Here is a 16,551-nt window from a genome sequence, read left to right as displayed (position 1 = left end):
AAGTGCGTGATCAGGGTCAACAACCCTGAGCGTCAAGTGGGGGCCACCACCGCGACGGGGGAGCAGTCGCGAGTGCGAACGTGCTGATCAGCGCCGCTTACGTTTGGACCGTTGCTCCTCCCGCCGCTCGGAGCTGTCACGTTCAGCCGAACGTTGCGATTTCCCTGCCACCACCACCTTCTGGTGCCACTCGCGCTGGTAGGCCCGGCGGGCGGCGGCATCGGTGCGGCGGGCCAGGGCGGCGAGTTCGCGCTGAAGTTTGCCGTAGCTCATCCAGCGGCGCTCATCGAGTGTCCCGTCCGCCAAAGCCGCCTGCACGGCGCAGCCGGGCTCCTGCTGGTGGGCGCAGTCAGCGAACCGGCAGCGGCTGGCCAGTTCCTCCACGTCCCCGAACATCTCCACCATGCCGTCATCGGCGTCGAACAGGCCGAATCCCCGGACGCCCGGAGTGTCCATGAGGACGGCTCCGTTCGGCAACGGCACGAGTTCGCGCGACGTGGTGGTGTGCTTGCCTTTGAAGTCGCCGGAGCGGACCTCGCCGGTGTGCTGGACCTCGCGGCCCGCCAAGGCGTTGATGAGCGTGGACTTGCCGGCGCCCGAGGGGCCGAGGAGGACCAGCGTGCCGTGCGGCGGCAAGTGCGCCAGCAGCGCATCGATCCCGTCGCCGTTCTCTGCTGACGTGGTGACCACGTCCACGCCCGCCGCCTGCAGGATGACCTTCCCGACGACGTCGTCCGCTATGTCCGCAAGATCGGATTTGGTGATGATCACCAACGGAACCGCGCCGGAATCCCAGGCTGCCACGAGCGTGCGTTCCAGGCGGTTGTGCGTGAGCGGCCGGTCCACTGGGACCACCACACCCACCACATCCATGTTCGCGGCCAGGACCTGCGCCTCCGAGGAATCTTCAAAGGCGCGCTTCCGGCTGAGCTCAGACCGGCGCGGGAGGATCCCCGTGATCTGGCGGCCACCCGCGCGGTTGGGCCCGATCCAGACCCAGTCGCCGGTGACCGGAACGCCGACGTCGAGCGGGTACGGCAGGTGGAGAAGTTCGCGGCCGACGGCTGTGAGGACGAGGTTGCGGTCCACGCGCACCACCCGTCCGCGCTCGCTGTGTTGGTTCGCTGGGTGGCGGGTATGGTGTCGGTGTACGGGTTGGTGCGCGTCAAAATACGCCGCCATGGCGGGGGAGTAGCCGTACCTTGTGGGCACTTCGGGGCCGGGGGCTGAATCGAAGGTTGATGGGGAGTAGCTGTCCAGGCGTGTGCCTGAGGAATTGTTCAATGTGAGTCCTTGGGAGAGGTCTCCAGACTCCGGAATCAGCGCAGCCCTGCGGCCATTAGGCCTGCCCGTTGGTGTGTTGCGCGCTTACGCCGTGCGGATGCTGGAGACGGTGGTGATTGGTTTGATGTGTGCGGGGCGCTCTGGGCGCGCGGCTATAGCAGTCATCAAAAACACCTCCGTTTCTCTCCAGATGTCCGGATGCTCTCACGGACGCTCGGCTCTAAGTTTAGCCGCCCGGGGTTACATTGAAATGGGGATGTTTCCGCTTGGTTCGGCCGTGCCGGTTCCCGTTAGCCGGTGGGGCCGGTCAGTTGATAGTCCAGCAGCACGATGCCGGACGGAAAGGAGCGGCACTCCCGGAGCGCAAGCTTTTTCCATTCGCTGATCCTGCCGAAGAAGGGAACTCCGCCGCCGAGGATGACCGGCACGACGGCGACGCCCAGTTCGTCCAGCAGACCCAACTCGATGAATTCAGTGATGAGCTGACCGCCGCCGAACACGCAAATGTCCTTCTCCTCAGGGATGGCGGACTTTATCCGGGCGACAAGATCGCGCAAATCGCCGGAGTACAGGTGCGTCTTCCTTCCCGTGGCCAGAGTTTCATCGTGGGAGAGAACATACGTGGGAACCGCGGAGCCCCGGCCGCCCATTGCCGCCATTTCCCGGTAGGTATTGGCACCCATGACATAGGCTCCGGTTCTGCGCTCAGTTGCCTCGAATCCGTAATCCTCATTCTTGGCCATGGCATCGTTCAGCCATGACAGGTCCCCGCCCTCTGAACGGATGTAGCCATCGAGGCTGACCGCCATGCCGCCAAAGATAGTGCCCATGGTCGCGACGCTATCCAGCGCCGATGTCACGGTCAAGACCACCGCAGTGCCGGCCGGCAACTCTGGCTTACGCCCTTGTGGTGGCGGCTCATCGGTCCGTGCGGCAAGCAATAGAGTGGAGCAGCCCATACTTCCAGAGCGAGGAATGCCGATATGTCAGAGACGTACTTCCAGGTGGTAGTCCGCTACCAGGTGAAACCGGAAGAAACGGAAACGGTCCTGGGCCTGCTGGGCGAGATGGCCGCAGCCACGCGTACGGAGGAGGCCAACATTTCCTACGAGTTCTTCCAAGGCGTGGAGGACCCCGCGCAGATCGTGATCCTGGAGCGCTACACGGATGCCGCGGGTTTTGCCGCCCACCGCGAATATGAACACATCGAGCGGATCGGGGCTGCACAGATCATTCCGCGGCTGGAGCGCAGGACCATCCAAACGTTCGAGGTGACGGCGGACGCCTAGGCTTATCAGCCCTGGGCTGCAGCCACTACGCGCTCACCGTTGAAGTATTCGAGGTGCCAGCCCTCGGTGGCATGATAGTGGGCCAGGTTCAGCACCGCGTTGTCGATCCTGTGCAGTGTGCGGCCGATGGCGCGGTTAAGGCTCACCCGGAGGAGTGTGCCGTGGGCGACCACAAGGACGCGGCGGGCGGGGAATTCTTCGGCCAGTGCTTCCAGTGCACCCAACCCGCGCGCAGCCGCGTCTTCCTCGCTTTCGGCGCCGCGGTAACCACCGGGTATGCGCAGGGCCTCCAGCTCGGGGCCGGCCTGCAACCCCTCTGCCGGTCCGAAGCTGCGTTCGGCGAGCGCCGGAATGTGCCGCGTAACGCTCAGCCCCAGCCCGTCCGCAATCACGCTGGCGGTTTCCGCGGCACGGCTAAGGGGCGAGGACACGATCGCATCCCACTCGTAGTCTGACAGGACATCGACGGCGTCGCGCGCCTGGCCGCGGCCGACGTCGTTCAGCGGAATGTCGGTGGCTCCCTGGAGCCGACGCTGCGCATTCCAGTCTGTCTGGCCATGGCGGATCAGTGCGAAGGTCGTAAGGGTCATGCTGTCTATTCTGCCCTGACGGCGGGCCCGGTCCGGGCGGCCGCGAGGATCAAGGCAACCTTTCTAGGCCCAAGGGTCCGGTCCGGCGTTGCGGTCGATGAAGTCCAGGACAGCCGGATGGGCGGGATCAATGAGATGCCCGCCCGGGACCAGAACCGTATGGGTATAGGGCAACGCACCCGACAACCTTGCGTTCACGGACCGGCAGGCCTCGGGGGAGTCCTCGGCGGAGACGATCAGGGCGGGCCGGCGGATCCCGGCGAGTTGCTCCTCGTTCAGTTCCAATGCATCGTCGCTGAGATCCAGGCCGTGGCCGTTGATTTCGGCCAGGACAGCGTGGCTCGTGCCGGCAAACATCTGTTTGAGCCCGGGAGGAAACGACTCCCATGTCGCGTCCCCAAGGGCTTCCCGGATTACAATCTCGGCGGCAAGCCCGGGCTGACCGTTCGTGCTCTCGAGCACATGGCGGCGCAGGCCGCGGGCCCAGGCGTCCGCATCCGGAGCGATGGTGAACAACGCCGCTTCCAGGAGGACCAGGGCTTTGACTTTGTCCGGGAAACGGCGGGCAAGTTCGACGGCGATCAGGCCTCCTGTGCTGCGGCCGATCACGATTGCCGGCCCGGCACGGAGCGCCGCCAGGACTGCCGCTGCGTCATCGACATGATCCACCAGGTCCAAGGTCGCGAACGGCCGCGGCGGGGCACTGCGGTGGAAACCCCGGCGGTCATAGATGATGCAGCGGCCATGCCGGGCGAGTTCGGTTGCGGCGTCCGCCCACATCACTGCCGAACTGGGTGTTCCGTGCACGCCCAGTATTGGTGTCCCTTGGCCGCTCTCTTCGTAGTAGAGATCAACACCGTTGACGCTGAGGTGGGGCATGTCGTCAGCCTGGAGTTCGCGCGCTCATCGCAGGACACCACCCGGGCTCACGGGCCGGGCCACTGCTCCGGGTCGAAGCCATAGGCGTTGGGAGCAGCTTTCGGGTCAGCCGCTGCGGCGGGGCCGTTCCGGTCGTCGTCGTGATGACGTAGCGGGGCGTGCCGGCCAGAAGCCTGTTTCAAGGGCACGCGGGGTGCGGTCTTTACGGGTGCATCTTCGGCCAAGGGGAAACCTCACAAACACAGAAGTTTGGTCCGCTGCTTGAACCGATAGAGGCATCCTAACCCCATGGGAGCGTTCTGTCGCTGGTAAATGCTCGTAGCCCGGCAGCTGCTTCCGTGTCAGGATCAGGTATGCCACACCGCCTGATGCTGCTTGATACTGCGACCCTGTACTTTCGTGCTTTTTATGGCTTGCCGGACACGATCCGCCGCGCTGACAGAACGCCAGTGAACGCGGTTCGCGGCCTCCTGGACATGATCGCCCGCCTCACCACGGATTACGGGGCCACGCATCTGATTGCCTGCTGGGACGACGACTGGCGTCCGCAGTGGCGCGTGGACCTCATCCCGACCTACAAGTCGCACCGGGTTGCCGAACTTGTGCTAAATGCCCCCGACGTCGAGGTCGTCCCGGACGGGCTCGAGGCGCAGCTTCCGATGATCCGCCGCGTGCTCGAACTCGCCGGCATCGCCATCGTGGGGGCCGCGGAACACGAGGCCGATGACGTCGTCGGGACCTATGCCAGCCACGCAGACCTCCCCGTGGATGTGGTCACCGGCGACCGTGATCTTTTCCAGACCGTCAACGATGACCGTCAGGTCCGGGTGATCTACACCGCGCGGGGCATGAGGAACCTCGAAGTCGTGACGGACGCCGTCGTCGTCGGGAAGTACCGCGTGCTGCCCGAACAGTATGCCGATTACGCGACCCTTCGCGGCGACGCCTCCGACGGGCTGCCAGGCGTTGCCGGCATCGGCGAGAAGACCGCCGCGTCGCTCCTGGGCGAGTACGGCACACTGGAGAACCTGCTCGCTGCAGCCGCCGACGCGGGAGGCGGGGTATCCGCGTCCGTGCGGTCAAAGCTCGCCGCGGCCGCGGACTACCTGGCAGTCGCGCCAACCGTAGTGAAAATTGTGCGCGACCTCAAGCTTCCCACCCTCGAGGAAGCGGGAGCACAGCTGCACCCCGTAAACGGCGAATCGCGCGCCGAACTGGAGCGTCTCGCCGTCGAATGGAACCTTGGAGGCTCGGTCAAACGGCTGCTCGTCGCGCTTGACCAGCAATAACGGTCAATGCAGCATATGCCGACTGGGTCGTCCGGTCTGCACGGGCAGCCGAGTCCCGGAGGAACTAGACCAGCTGAGGGACGCCCCACTCCGGTCATGGCTCGTCGACTGGTGTCTGTTGCCGGATCCAAGCCGGAAGGGGATCTTCAGGCATGGACACGCCGAGACATGGTTCCAGCTCGTCAGGTGGGAACAGGTCAGGTGAGAGCTCGTCCGGGGTCAGGATCGTCGAGCGGCCACTGCAGCCAGACGCACTCCGGCATGGGATCTACCGGGCGCAGACCTTCAAGCGGTTCGCCAGGCAGGGAGTCTTCAGGCAGGGCAGGACCAACTTCCCGGTGGCATAGTTGGTTCAGGATTTCGGGTGGCCAATCGTGTGGTTCCCAGTCCTGTTGTTCGCTGGCGTACTGACGGCCTGTCGGTGAAATCCAGCCGGGTGGCTTGTCGGTGGTCGCCCCAGTGGGTGTCCAGCCGCTGGCGTGTTTCAGCCTGTGGTGCTTGGGGCATGGCTGCCCGAGGTTAATGATGCCGGTGGTGCCGCCGTCGGCCCGGGCGAGGAGGTGGTCGGCCTCATTGTCCAGAGACTGGTTGCTGCAGCCGGGGAACGGGCATTTCCCGTCCCGCAGACGGAGCCATTGCCGCATGCTGACGGGGATGCGGTAGCTGGTCCGTCCGATCTCCAGCGGCGCCCCGTCGCGGGGATCAGTCAAGACACGGTGGAACGACGAGGAACTTTCGGCCATCAGACGGCTGGCCATCGACGCCGGGATGGGGCCGTACCCATCGAGCATTGCGGGTTCGTCGGTGAGGCCCATGAGGGCGAACACCGGCACGGTCACGAGCACCTGCGCCGACGGTGACGGCACGTGCTCCGCAGTGCCGCCAAGGAGCCACTTGGCGGCCACGTCGGCGGATTTGGCTCAGGTTCCGGTCCTCATGGGGTCCTTGGAGGGCGCGGGCCGCGGTGGTGGTGCGGTCCCAGATCCCGGCCGCCTGGTCCGCGGGAGGTACGCGCTCAGCCAGGCCATGCCGTCCCGGTCCGGGGCGAACTCCAGCCGGCGGTCCAGGGCGCTTTTGGTGTGGCGTTTTTCGATGCTGTCTGGGTGGTGGCGTTCGCGCCAGGTCCGGGCTTTGTGCCGGAACCGGGACGGCACGAGTTCCCTGGCGGGGTCCAAGTTCGCGGTTTCGTCGACCATGGCCCGGGCGTGCTGCCACGAAATGCTCCCGTCCTGCAGGGCGGCCAGCGTCAGCGGGAGGGTGGTTGTCAGTTCGTGGGCCTCGGACAGAAGCGCACCGGCCGTCCGTTCGCTGACCGTCAGGACGCACGCGACCTCGGAGACCACGGCCATGTCCTGCGCGATGAGGCCCTGTGGCTGCGCATTCGGGGAGGCCACCGCCCGCGTAGTGTCAGCGAACCCGGCGGCGGCGTGGACTACCAGGGCAGCCGTGGCAGCTTGCAGCCGGGTAGCCTCCGCGAGCGTGTCCAGCCAGCCGTCAGACTGATGCCGCAGCGGATCCGGTTCCCCTTGACCCGTAGGATCTGCGCCAGGGATCACCAGAGCAAGCGCAGCGACAGAAGCCTTGATGGCCTTGAACGCCTCCACTGCGGTTGTCCCCTTCATACTCACATCATCTTGCGAGCCACTGACATTTAAGGTCCCCTCTAGCCAGTGACGAGAAATACTTTGGGAAAGTTTTTCGCGCGGGGCCGCAAGTGTCAGTTCGCACAGCGTGCGGCCCGGAACGGTGCCGCGCTCTGACGCGTTGGCTGCTCAGTCAGCCGTGAGGAACCGTCCGTTCCTTATCCGCGACGGGCCAAAGACGAGGGTCACCGGGGCAATCGTCCGCGGCCGGTGATCCCGCGACTGGGGACGGCCGACGGCGACATGGGGCACCCAGTGCGGGTACCGGTAGCCCAGCGCCGGTGAGCTGAGGATGAAATCGTCCACATTGTCCACGAGGAGCCGGTCCAGGAGATCATGCAGGCCCTGCACCAGGGACACCTGGTAGTCGCGCACGCGATCGGGCACGTCCACTTCGAGTCCGGAGATGCCGCCGCCACCCAGCACGATCACTTGTTCCGAGGTGCCCGCAAACCCGTCCAGAACGGGCAGGCCCCGCAACCAGCCCGTCGTGCGCCGGACGGCTTCACCGGCCGAGGTGATCCCCTTGGTCCAGTCCGCGACGTCCTGCGCAAAATCCGCCAGGATGCCGATATGCAGCAGCGTCAGGTGCAGCCCCTGCGGCCTGCGCAGGGCATTGACATAGCTGGCCAGCGCCTCGTAGTCGGACGGGCCCGCACCAACCGTGAGGACGGGAACCTCCACTGTGATGCGCGGAACCGGCTGCATGGGACCCCCTCACAGTGGCACGGACTCGTGGGCTCTGGCTGCCATTATCCTCCGCTGCGGCCACCTCGTCCCGGCGCGTGCTCTTGCCCTTGCGCCCGCCAGGGTGTCGAATCAGAGAACACGATTCGGCCCGGTGCATGGCAAAGACGCCAGGAGGTTCCCATGTCAGTGAAAGCCGCAAAGGACGCAGCACGGACACCGGGGCGGGGAGGGCCGGAGGTGCGCCGGGCTGATGCTCCGCACGGCATCGCGGCAACAGATCCGGAACAAGTGCGCAACGTGGCGCTCGTGGGGCATTCGGGCGCCGGGAAGACCCTGCTGATCGAAGCAATGCTGGCCGCCCACGGCATGATTTCACGCAAAGGCTCCATCGCGGAGGGCACCACCGTCAGCGATTCCGACCCTTCGGCAGTGCGGCAGCAACGGTCGGTCACGCTGTCCCTGGTTCCGCTGCTCGTCGACGGGATCAAGGTGAACCTGCTGGATACTCCGGGATATCCGGACTTTATCGGCGAACTTCGGGCGGGGCTCCGGGCTGCGGACGCCGCCCTCTTTGTTGTCTCCGCCGTTGACGGCATCGACGCCACCACTACGGCGCTCTGGGGCGAATGCGAAGGCCTCGGGATGCCGCGGGCTGTGGTCATCACCCGCGTGGACCACCCCCGGGCAGATTACGACGGCGTCCTGGCCGCCTGCCAGCAGGCGTTCGGCGACGCGGTGCTGCCGTTGTACGTCCCGGTCCGGTCCGGCGGCGAAACCAGCGGGCTGCTGGGACTACTGACGGGCACAGTCTCTGACTACTCCGCCGGGGAGGCGGCCGCAGGTTCCCGGGACGTTGACGCCGGTGAGCGCGCGGCGTCGGAAGCCGCCCGGGGCCGGCTCATCGAAGGGATCATCGCCGAGAGCGAGGACGAGAACCTGATGGACCGCTATCTGGGTGGTGAGGACATCGATACCGATGGCCTCATCGCGGACCTGGAAACCGCCGTCGCCCGCGGTTCCTTTTTCCCGGTGGTGCCAGCCTCGGCTGTCACCGGACTCGGCACGGCGGAACTGTTGGAAGTCCTGACCCGGGGCTTCCCGTCGCCGGCGGAGGGCGGCCTCCCGGAGGTGACTGATCTGGCGGGCGCTCCAGCGGCGGCCCTGGCCTGTGACCCGGACGGGCCGCTGGCGGCTGAGGTGGTCCGCACCACCATTGATCCGTTCCTGGGGAGGGTCTGCCTGACGCGTGTATTTTCAGGTACTTTGCGTGCTGATACTCCCGTGCACGTCGGCGGGCACGGGCTCGCGGACCGCGGCCATCAGGACCATGACACCGACGAGCGCGTCACCCACCTGTATTCTCCGCTGGGCCCCAACCTGCGTCCTGTCGCGCACTGCGTGGCCGGTGACATCTGCGCGGTGGCGAAACTCGGAAGCGCCGAAACGGGGGACACCATTTCGGCGAAGGACCAGCCGCTCCTGCTGGCTACCTGGGAGATGCCGGAGCCGCTGATGCCGGTGGCCGTCGAGGCGGACTCGCGCAGTGACGAGGACGCGCTGGCCCGGAGTCTGGCGAAGGTGGCAGCCGGCGATCCCACGCTGCGTGTTGAGCGGAACGCGGAAACACACCAGCTGATCCTCTGGTGCATGGGGGAGGCCCATGCCGAGGTGGTGCTGGACAGGCTGCGCGACCAGGGCGTGAAGCTGCACACCATTGACGTAGCGACGCCACTGCGGGAAACGTTCGCCGCCCCGGCAACGGGACACGGCCGGCACGTCAAACAGTCCGGCGGCCACGGGCAGTATGCCGTCTGCGACATCGACGTGGAGCCGCTGGACCGTGGCGGCGGGTTCGAATTCGTCGACAAAACGGTGGGCGGGGTGATCCCCGGAACGTTCATCTCCTCCGTGGAGAAAGGGGTGCGCGCGCAGATGCAGAAAGGCCTGGCTGCCGGGTTCCCCGTAGTGGACCTCCGCGTCACGCTGGTGGGCGGCAAGGCCCACAGCGTTGACTCTTCCGACGCCGCCTTCCAGGCGGCGGGGGCCCTGGCGCTCCGGGAGGCTGCCGCAGCCGGTCGCATCCAGCTGCTCGAGCCGGTTTCCGCGGTCAGCATCACAGTGTCCGAGGCGCACGTGGGGGCCGTGATGAGTGACCTCTCGGCACGCCGCGGCAGGCTAACCGGCACGGCCACGTCCGGTAGTGAACTGACCGAAATCAGCGCTGAAGTCCCTGACCAAGAACTACTGAAGTACGCCGTGGAGCTGCGGGCGCTGACTGCCGGGACCGGGCGGTTCCGGCGCCGGTACCTCCGGCATGACCCGGTGCCCAGCAGCTCATGAAAGCCAGCCTATGAACGCTGCCGCGCGGAGGATCCAACGCATCTACCTCACCCTGACGCTGGGCAATACCCTTGCGGCCTCCTTCATCTGGGGAATCAATACGCTCTTCCTGTTGGACGCCGGGCTGAGCAACCTTGAAGCATTCGCGGCCAACGCCTTCTTCACAGCCGGCATGGTCCTATTCGAAGTACCCACCGGGGTCATCGCGGACAGTTGGGGGCGCCGCGTTTCATTCCTGCTCGGCACCGTCACCCTGGCTGTCTCCACCTACCTGTACTATCTGCTCTGGCAGATATCCGCGCCGTTCTGGGCCTGGGCGGTGGTGTCGGTCCTGTTGGGCCTGGGCTTCACGTTCTTCTCCGGGGCAGTGGAGGCGTGGCTCGTCGATGCGCTGCATTTTTCGGGTTATTACGGGGACCTGGAGACCGTCTTCGGACGGGGACAGATGGTGTCGGGCTTCGCGATGCTGGTGGGTTCGGCGGCCGGCGGCGTGATCGCCCAGGTTACTGACCTGGGCGTGCCGTTCCTGGTGCGCGTCGGAGTGCTCGTGGCGATGTTCAGTGTGGCCTTCTTGCTGATGCGTGATGTTGGATTCACTCCGGAACGCTCCCCGCATCCGCTCAAAGCGACCCGGGCAGTGCTGACGGCCTCCATTGAGAGTGGCCTCAAGAACCCGCCCGTACGGTACGTAATGCTTTCCGCCCCGTTCAGTGCCGGCATCGGGTTCTATGTGTTCTACGCGCTGCAACCGTACCTGCTGGAGCTCTTCGGGGACCCGCGGGCCTACTCCGTCGCCGGACTCGCGGCGGCCGTTATGGCGGGAGCGCAGATCCTGGGCGGCTGGTTGGCACCAACTGTCCGGCGCCGGGTCCGCAGACGCACCACTGTGCTGGTGGTGAGCAGCAGCATGGGCGCGCTGATCCTGGTGGCGCTCGGCATCACACGCGTGTTTTGGGTGGCCCTGCTGCTGCTGGTGCTCTGGGCTCTGGTCTCCGCGGCGGGCACCCCGGTGCGGCAGGCCTATCTGAACGACATGATCGCCTCAAAGCAGCGGGCAACGGTGCTCAGTTTCGATTCCCTCATGGGATCCAGCGGCGGAATTGTGGTGCAGCCGCTGATGGGCCGGGCCGCGGACCTATACGGCTATCCGTTGTCGCTGGCCATCAGCGGTGTGATCGAGCTGTTCGCCGTGCCGTTCCTGCTGGCGAGCCGGCGGCGGCGCTCGCCGGCCGACACAGCAACCACCGAAGCCGGCACGCCGGCCTGAAGCCATGGCCTCGGCACAAAAAGGTTGAGCCTTGAGAGTCCCAACAGGGCGGAGTATCGTGGCGCAAACCCACCCTGCGCAACACCCCGACTTGGGAGAGATCATGCCTAGTGTGCGACGTCAATTAGCTGCTGTAACGGCTGTTCTGGCCTTGAGCGTGACGGGTGGGGCGGTGACCGGTCCCGCGTTTGCTGATCCCCGGGAAATCAAGAAGGAGGCGATGGCGACCGGCTACGGCGGAGCGGTGAGCACCGTTGACCCGGAGGCGTCCGCTGCGGCTATCGAGGTCCTGCGCGACGGCGGCAATGCGGCGGATGCCGCCGTGGCCGCGGCCGCGACCCTGGGTGTGACCGAGCCGTACAGCGCCGGCGTCGGCGGAGGCGGATACTTCGTGTTCTACGACGCGGAGACTGGCAAAGTGGGAACCATCGATGGCCGGGAAACGGCTCCGGCAACGATGCCGACCACTGCGTTCGTGAATCCGGCCACCGGTGTCGTATACCCGTTCGCAGAGCTCGTCTCGAGCGGCGTCTCCGTGGGCGTCCCCGGAACACCGGCGACGTGGGAACGGGCGCTGGAGCGCTGGGGCACGCTGGACCTTGACGAGGCCCTCGAGCCTGCCATCAAGGTGGCCAACCGCGGCTTCGTGGTTGACGAAACTTTCCGCCAGCAGACACTCGACAACAAAGTCCGGTTCTCGGCCTTCCCCGCCACAGCGAGTCTCTTCCTGCCCGGCGGCGACGCTCCCGCCGTCGGCAGTATTTTCCACAGCAAGGACCTCGCCAAGACGTACCGGCTCCTCGCGAAGGAGGGAACGGATGCCTTCTACGGCGGACAGCTCGCGACGGAGATCGCGGCAACTGTCAAGGACCCGCCGAAAGACCCCGCCTGGGTGCCTCCTGTGACTGTCCCGCCCACCAGCATTCCAGCCCTTCCGGGCTACCTGACGACGGCGGATCTCGCCGCATACCGGACACTGGACCAGGAACCCACACATGTGGAGTACCGCGGTTATGACGTCTACGGCATGGCGCCCTCCAGCAGTGGCGGGACCACCGTGGGCGAAGCGCTGAACATCCTGGAACCGTTTGACTTGTCGCCCACGGCAAAACCAGCTGCGTTGCACCACTACCTCGAGGCCAGCGCGCTCGCCTTCGCAGACCGCGGTAAGTACCTCGGGGACCCGGCATTTATCGACGTCCCCACCGAAGCCCTCACTGACCCGGTGTTTGGCAAGGAGCGGGCGTGCGAAATCGATCCCGCGACGGCGGCAATCAAGCCGGTACAGGCCGGGGACGTGTCAGACTACAACGGCGTGTGCCCGGTTGCACCTGCGGCAGCCGCAGACGAGAAGGACACCGAAAACATCTCAACCACCAACCTCACGGTCGCTGACAAGTGGGGGAACGTCGTGGAGTACACCCTCACCATCGAGCAGACCGGCGGTTCCGGCATCGTGGTTCCCGGCCGCGGGTTCCTGCTCAACAACGAGCTCACCGACTTCTCTTATACGTCGACCAATCCGGAGGACCCGAACCGGATCGAGCCGGGCAAGCGCCCACGGTCCTCGATGTCGCCCACCATCATCCTTAAGGACGAGAAGCCGTTCCTGGCGCTCGGTTCGCCCGGCGGATCGACCATTATCACTACGGTGCTGCAGACCATCCTCAACAGGGTGGACCTGGGTATGAGCATTTTGGACTCGCTCGCGGCCCCGCGTGCGTCCCAGCGCAACACCGCCAATGTCACGGCCGAGCCGGACTTCATCAAGGCCTATGGAGACGCTCTGGCGCCATACAAACACAAACTGGTACCCGCAGGTGACGCCTTCACGTCGGCTGCAGAGATCGGCGCCGCGACAGCCATCGAGTTTGGACCCGGCAAAAGCATGACCGCAGTTGCCGAGCCCCTGCGGCGCGGTGGCGGTTCCGCGATGGTGGTCAAACCGTCGCGGTGAGACGGGGTGCCGCGGGTGAGCCGGATGGCCGGGGTGGGCCGGGTTACTGCCCCATCCGGGGCCGTACGGGCACAAACTCGATGCTGGTCTGCACCTTTTTCTGCGGGCCACGGGAAAAACCCTTGGCATCAAGCTGGTTCTGGGCGCGGAACACCGCCAGGGCGTCGTCGTAGAGCTCGTTGAGCCGACGGCCGGAGAATTCCTCCTGGGAGCCGTCGCTGAACGTGACAGTCACTGTGGCAGTGGCGGGAAAGTGCCTCTTCATGCGGATGAAACCTTCGGAGTCCTGCTGGAGGTTGATCAAGGGAGTCCTGCTTTCATGGTCGACGACCTCCAGTCTGACCTATCCCACTGCACCTGCGCTGACTGCGGTGGGGGATTGCGGCGACAATGGAGGGGTGACATCGCCAACCAACTCCGCCGCCGTCCCTGCCGGCACCCCTGGCGCCGCTACCTTTGATCTGGCGGCCATCGGCACGGGTCTGGCCTTTGCCGCATCGCTCGGGGAGTTGGCCTCTGTGCTGCTCGCTGGCGGTGCGGCGGGTACGGCAGTGGTGCAGGCACCGCCCGGCACCGGTAAAACGACGCTTGTCCCGCCGCTGCTCGCCAACCTGACGGGACGCACCACGGAGGCCCGGCGCGTGGTGGTCACCCAGCCCAGGCGGGTTGCCGCCCGCGCAGCCGCCCGGCGACTGGCCGCCCTGGACAGCAGCCGGATCGGAGACCGCGTGGGGTACACCGTCCGCGGTGAACGCCAGGCCGGGCCCGCCACCCTGGTGGAGTTTGTCACGCCAGGCATCCTGCTGCGGCGCCTGCTTGATGACCCCGGTCTCGAGAGCACCGGCGCGGTCATCCTGGACGAGGTCCACGAGCGCGGCCTCGAGACCGATCTGCTACTGGGGATGCTCACCGAAGTGCGGCAGCTGCGCGGCGACCTCACCGTGGTGGCCATGTCCGCCACGCTGGACGCGCCCCGCTTCGCCGCCCTGATCGGGGGCGCAGCCGGGAACGCAGGGACAGCGGACGACGGCGGCGGGCCGGCTCCCGTCGTCGACTGCCCCTCAGCGCTGTACCCCTTGGCAGTGGAGTGGGTACCCGCCGCCGTGCCACGGCTGGACGACCGTGGGGTCACGCGCGGATTCCTGGACCACGTGGCCGATACAGCCGCGCAAGCCCACACCGCCGCTGTGGCACAGGACGCGGGCACCGACGCGCTGGTGTTTGTCCCGGGAGCCTGGGAGGTCTCCTATGTGGCTGCCCGCCTCCGCGGCCGGACGGCCCCGGGAACCGACGTGCTGGAGCTCCACGGCCAGGTCAGCCCAGCCGAGCAGGACCAGGCAGTTTCCGGGCGTCGGCCTGGCGGCCCGGCACGGATCATCGTGTCCACGGACCTGGCCGAATCTTCCCTGACCGTCCCCGGCGTGCGGCTGGTGATCGATTCCGGGCTGACCCGCGAACCCCGCCGCGATGCCAGCCGCGGCATGTCCGGGCTGGTCACTGTTTCCTGCTCCCGGGCCTCAGCCGAACAGCGGGCAGGCCGCGCCGCGCGGCAGGGCCCGGGCCGTGTGGTGCGCTGCTACGACCAGAGAACTTATGGTGCCGCGCCGGCGCATGTGACGCCCGAGATCGTTGTCGCGGACCTGACCGGTGCGGCCCTGGTCCTGGCCTGCTGGGGATCACCGGGCGGCGCCGGGCTTGCGCTTTCGGATGCGCCTCCCGCGGCAGCCATGGGCGAGGCTGTTGAAGTCCTGCGCGAACTAGGAGCCGTGGGGCGGGACGGACACGCCACTGCGCTGGGGCGGACGCTGGCAAGGGTCCCGGCCGATCCGCGGCTGGCCCGCGCACTGCTCGACGGCGCAGCGGCCGTAGGTCACCGCGCCGCAGCGGAAGCGGTGGCACTCGTAGCCGGGGACCAGCGGGCCCCGGGGGCCGACCTCACGCGGCTCCTGACCGTCCTGCGCACCGGAAAGGATCCCGCCGCCAGGCGCTGGGCGGAGGACGTCCGCAGGCTGGAGACCATCGCGCGGAAGGAGGGCGCCGCTGTCGGCCCGTCCGCCATCGCCTCCCTCGTCAGCACCGAGCCGGTGACTGCTGCGGAGGCGGTGGGCGTCGTCGTCGCGCTGGCGTTCCCGGACCGCGTGGGCCGGCGCGTCCCGGGCGATGGTCCGGCACGGTACTTGCTGTCGTCCGGCACTCGTGCGGGATTGCCGGCGGGCAGTCCGCTTACCGGGCATGAGTGGCTGGCCGTGGCGGAAGTTTCACGCGCCGCCGGCCGGGACGCTGCCGGCACCGGCGCGGTGATCCGCTCCGCCGCGCCGCTGAGCGCAGACACCGCCGAGGCGGCCGCCGGTCACCTCCTGACCGACACGGTGGAAGCGCAGTTCGGCCAGGGCCGGGTGAAGGCCAGGCGGGAACGCCGGCTGGGTGCCATCAGCCTGTCCTCCACCCCCGTCCGCCCCTCTGCCGAGGACGGCCGCGCCGCTGTGGCCCGCGCCCTCGCCAAGGAGGGGCTGGGAACCATCGGATGGTCGACGGCGGCTGACGCGTTGCGCTGCCGCCTCGCCCTGCTGCGCCGCGAACTGGGCGAGCCGTGGCCCGACGTTTCCGAACCGGCTCTGCTGGCCCGGCTGGACTCCTGGCTGGGACCCGAGCTCGAAGCGCTGGCCGGCGGCGCCGCCACCAACAGCATCGACCTCACCGACCCTTTGCGGCGGCTGCTGCCCTGGCCGGAGGCGGTCCGCCTGGCGGAGCTGGCACCGGAGGCACTGAAAGTACCGAGCGGATCAATGGTGCGGATCGACTACCCCGAGGTTTCGGACAAAGCGGCGTCAGGCGGTGCCGGGTCAGATGGTGCCGCGACGGACCAGGCAGGAGCCGGGCAGGAAGCGCCTCGGCAGCCACGCGCGGACGACGGCGGCCGGCCGGTTGTTGCTGTCAAGCTGCAGGAGTGCTTTGGCTGGGCTGAGACCCCACGGCTGGTGGACGGCAGGGTTCCTGTCCTCTTCCACCTGCTGTCACCCGCGAGGCGGCCCCTCGCCGTGACGGATGACCTGGCGTCGTTCTGGTCCGGGCCCTATGCACAAGTGCGGTCCGAGATGCGTGGCCGCTACCCCAGGCATCCCTGGCCGGAGGATCCCTGGACAGCACAGCCGACTGCACGGACCAAAGCCCGCATGTAGTACCGGCCCGGCGGGGGCTTCTTTTGCTGGTTGCACAGGTGAGATGTCCGATACGTCGCCGAAACGTTGCGTCGACGCGCTGAAACATCGTGCAGTTAGGCTCGTTCCTACTTGGACAACGTGGTCCAGACCACCACACGAAGG

General features: G+C 67.0%; 12 protein-coding genes and 1 pseudogene. 6 read left to right on the top strand and 7 right to left on the bottom strand.

The features are described 5' to 3' along the window. Nucleotides 1-87 precede the first annotated feature (87 nt). Both rsgA and NG701_RS15715 read right to left on the bottom strand, forming a co-directional pair. Nucleotides 88-1,284 carry a ribosome small subunit-dependent GTPase A gene (gene rsgA, locus NG701_RS15720; RefSeq protein WP_252568733.1) on the bottom strand — a complete coding sequence of 399 codons (1,197 nt, stop codon included), beginning with the start codon at nucleotides 1,282-1,284 and terminating at the stop codon, nucleotides 88-90. 290 nt (nucleotides 1,285-1,574) lie between these two features. Next, the gene (locus NG701_RS15715) at nucleotides 1,575-2,144 is read right to left on the bottom strand and encodes a dihydrofolate reductase family protein (RefSeq protein ID WP_252568732.1); all 570 of its coding nucleotides are present in this window, start codon (nucleotides 2,142-2,144) and stop codon (nucleotides 1,575-1,577) included. A 123-nt stretch (nucleotides 2,145-2,267) separates the two neighbouring features. On the opposite strand from NG701_RS15715, the gene NG701_RS15710 reads away from it, so the two are divergent. Then, the gene (locus tag NG701_RS15710; protein ID WP_252568731.1) at nucleotides 2,268-2,573 is read left to right on the top strand and encodes a putative quinol monooxygenase; all 306 of its coding nucleotides are present in this window, start codon (nucleotides 2,268-2,270) and stop codon (nucleotides 2,571-2,573) included. A gap of 5 nt (nucleotides 2,574-2,578) precedes the next feature. Here the strand turns inward: NG701_RS15710 and NG701_RS15705 are convergent, their stop codons facing one another. Then, nucleotides 2,579-3,163 carry a histidine phosphatase family protein gene (locus NG701_RS15705; protein WP_104061379.1) on the bottom strand — a complete coding sequence of 195 codons (585 nt, stop codon included), beginning with the start codon at nucleotides 3,161-3,163 and terminating at the stop codon, nucleotides 2,579-2,581. Between the two features lie 63 nt (nucleotides 3,164-3,226). Further along, on the bottom strand, nucleotides 3,227-4,042 hold the full coding sequence (locus tag NG701_RS15700; RefSeq protein ID WP_252568730.1) for an alpha/beta fold hydrolase: 816 nt from the start codon (nucleotides 4,040-4,042) through the stop codon (nucleotides 3,227-3,229). A 353-nt stretch (nucleotides 4,043-4,395) separates the two neighbouring features. Between NG701_RS15700 and NG701_RS15695 the strand changes: the two genes are divergently transcribed. Then, entirely contained in the window at nucleotides 4,396-5,331 is a 936-nt protein-coding gene (locus tag NG701_RS15695; protein WP_252568729.1) for a 5'-3' exonuclease, read from the top strand. Between the two features lie 197 nt (nucleotides 5,332-5,528). Here NG701_RS15695 and NG701_RS15690 read toward each other — a convergent pair. After that, a pseudogene (locus NG701_RS15690) lies at nucleotides 5,529-6,953 on the bottom strand (HNH endonuclease signature motif containing protein). 150 nt (nucleotides 6,954-7,103) lie between these two features. Next, the gene (locus NG701_RS15685; protein WP_252568728.1) at nucleotides 7,104-7,682 is read right to left on the bottom strand and encodes a hypothetical protein; all 579 of its coding nucleotides are present in this window, start codon (nucleotides 7,680-7,682) and stop codon (nucleotides 7,104-7,106) included. A 162-nt stretch (nucleotides 7,683-7,844) separates the two neighbouring features. Between NG701_RS15685 and NG701_RS15680 the strand changes: the two genes are divergently transcribed. The 3 genes from NG701_RS15680 to NG701_RS15670 all read left to right on the top strand — a co-directional run bounded on the left by NG701_RS15680 (nucleotide 7,845) and on the right by NG701_RS15670 (nucleotide 13,228). Next, nucleotides 7,845-10,004 (top strand): elongation factor G-like protein EF-G2, encoded by a 2,160-nt coding sequence (locus NG701_RS15680; RefSeq protein WP_252568727.1) that lies wholly within the window; start codon nucleotides 7,845-7,847, stop codon nucleotides 10,002-10,004. A 10-nt stretch (nucleotides 10,005-10,014) separates the two neighbouring features. Next, complete coding sequence (locus tag NG701_RS15675) at nucleotides 10,015-11,271, top strand: MFS transporter (protein WP_252568726.1); 1,257 nt, start codon at nucleotides 10,015-10,017, stop codon at nucleotides 11,269-11,271. 103 nt (nucleotides 11,272-11,374) lie between these two features. Next, the gene (locus tag NG701_RS15670; RefSeq protein WP_252568725.1) at nucleotides 11,375-13,228 is read left to right on the top strand and encodes a gamma-glutamyltransferase family protein; all 1,854 of its coding nucleotides are present in this window, start codon (nucleotides 11,375-11,377) and stop codon (nucleotides 13,226-13,228) included. Nucleotides 13,229-13,271: 43 nt separating this feature from the next. Here the strand turns inward: NG701_RS15670 and NG701_RS15665 are convergent, their stop codons facing one another. Beyond that, entirely contained in the window at nucleotides 13,272-13,532 is a 261-nt protein-coding gene (locus NG701_RS15665) for a hypothetical protein (protein WP_252568724.1), read from the bottom strand. Nucleotides 13,533-13,626: 94 nt separating this feature from the next. Between NG701_RS15665 and hrpB the strand changes: the two genes are divergently transcribed. Then, nucleotides 13,627-16,407, top strand: coding sequence for an ATP-dependent helicase HrpB (gene hrpB, locus NG701_RS15660; protein ID WP_252568723.1), 2,781 nt, complete (start codon nucleotides 13,627-13,629; stop codon nucleotides 16,405-16,407). The last annotated feature ends 144 nt before the right edge of the window (nucleotides 16,408-16,551 follow it).

It is taken from the genome of Pseudarthrobacter cellobiosi, assembly GCF_023913815.1.
Lineage (GTDB): Bacteria > Actinomycetota > Actinomycetes > Actinomycetales > Micrococcaceae > Arthrobacter > Arthrobacter cellobiosi.
The sequence above is the reverse complement of the archived record's forward strand: the minus strand, read 5'-3'. Positions and strand labels throughout refer to the sequence as shown.

Excerpts from the sequence above, each read along its gene's own strand:
- NG701_RS15710 (WP_252568731.1), top strand. The coding sequence starts at position 2,268 with ATGTCAGAGACGTACTTCCAGGTGGTAGTCCGCTACCAGGTGAAACCG.
- NG701_RS15705 (WP_104061379.1), bottom strand. The coding sequence starts at position 3,163 with ATGACCCTTACGACCTTCGCACTGATCCGCCATGGCCAGACAGACTGG.
- NG701_RS15700 (WP_252568730.1), bottom strand. The coding sequence starts at position 4,042 with ATGCCCCACCTCAGCGTCAACGGTGTTGATCTCTACTACGAAGAGAGC.
- NG701_RS15695 (WP_252568729.1), top strand. The coding sequence starts at position 4,396 with ATGCCACACCGCCTGATGCTGCTTGATACTGCGACCCTGTACTTTCGT.
- NG701_RS15685 (WP_252568728.1), bottom strand. The coding sequence starts at position 7,682 with ATGCAGCCGGTTCCGCGCATCACAGTGGAGGTTCCCGTCCTCACGGTT.
- NG701_RS15680 (WP_252568727.1), top strand. The coding sequence starts at position 7,845 with ATGTCAGTGAAAGCCGCAAAGGACGCAGCACGGACACCGGGGCGGGGA.
- NG701_RS15675 (WP_252568726.1), top strand. The coding sequence starts at position 10,015 with ATGAACGCTGCCGCGCGGAGGATCCAACGCATCTACCTCACCCTGACG.
- NG701_RS15670 (WP_252568725.1), top strand. The coding sequence starts at position 11,375 with ATGCCTAGTGTGCGACGTCAATTAGCTGCTGTAACGGCTGTTCTGGCC.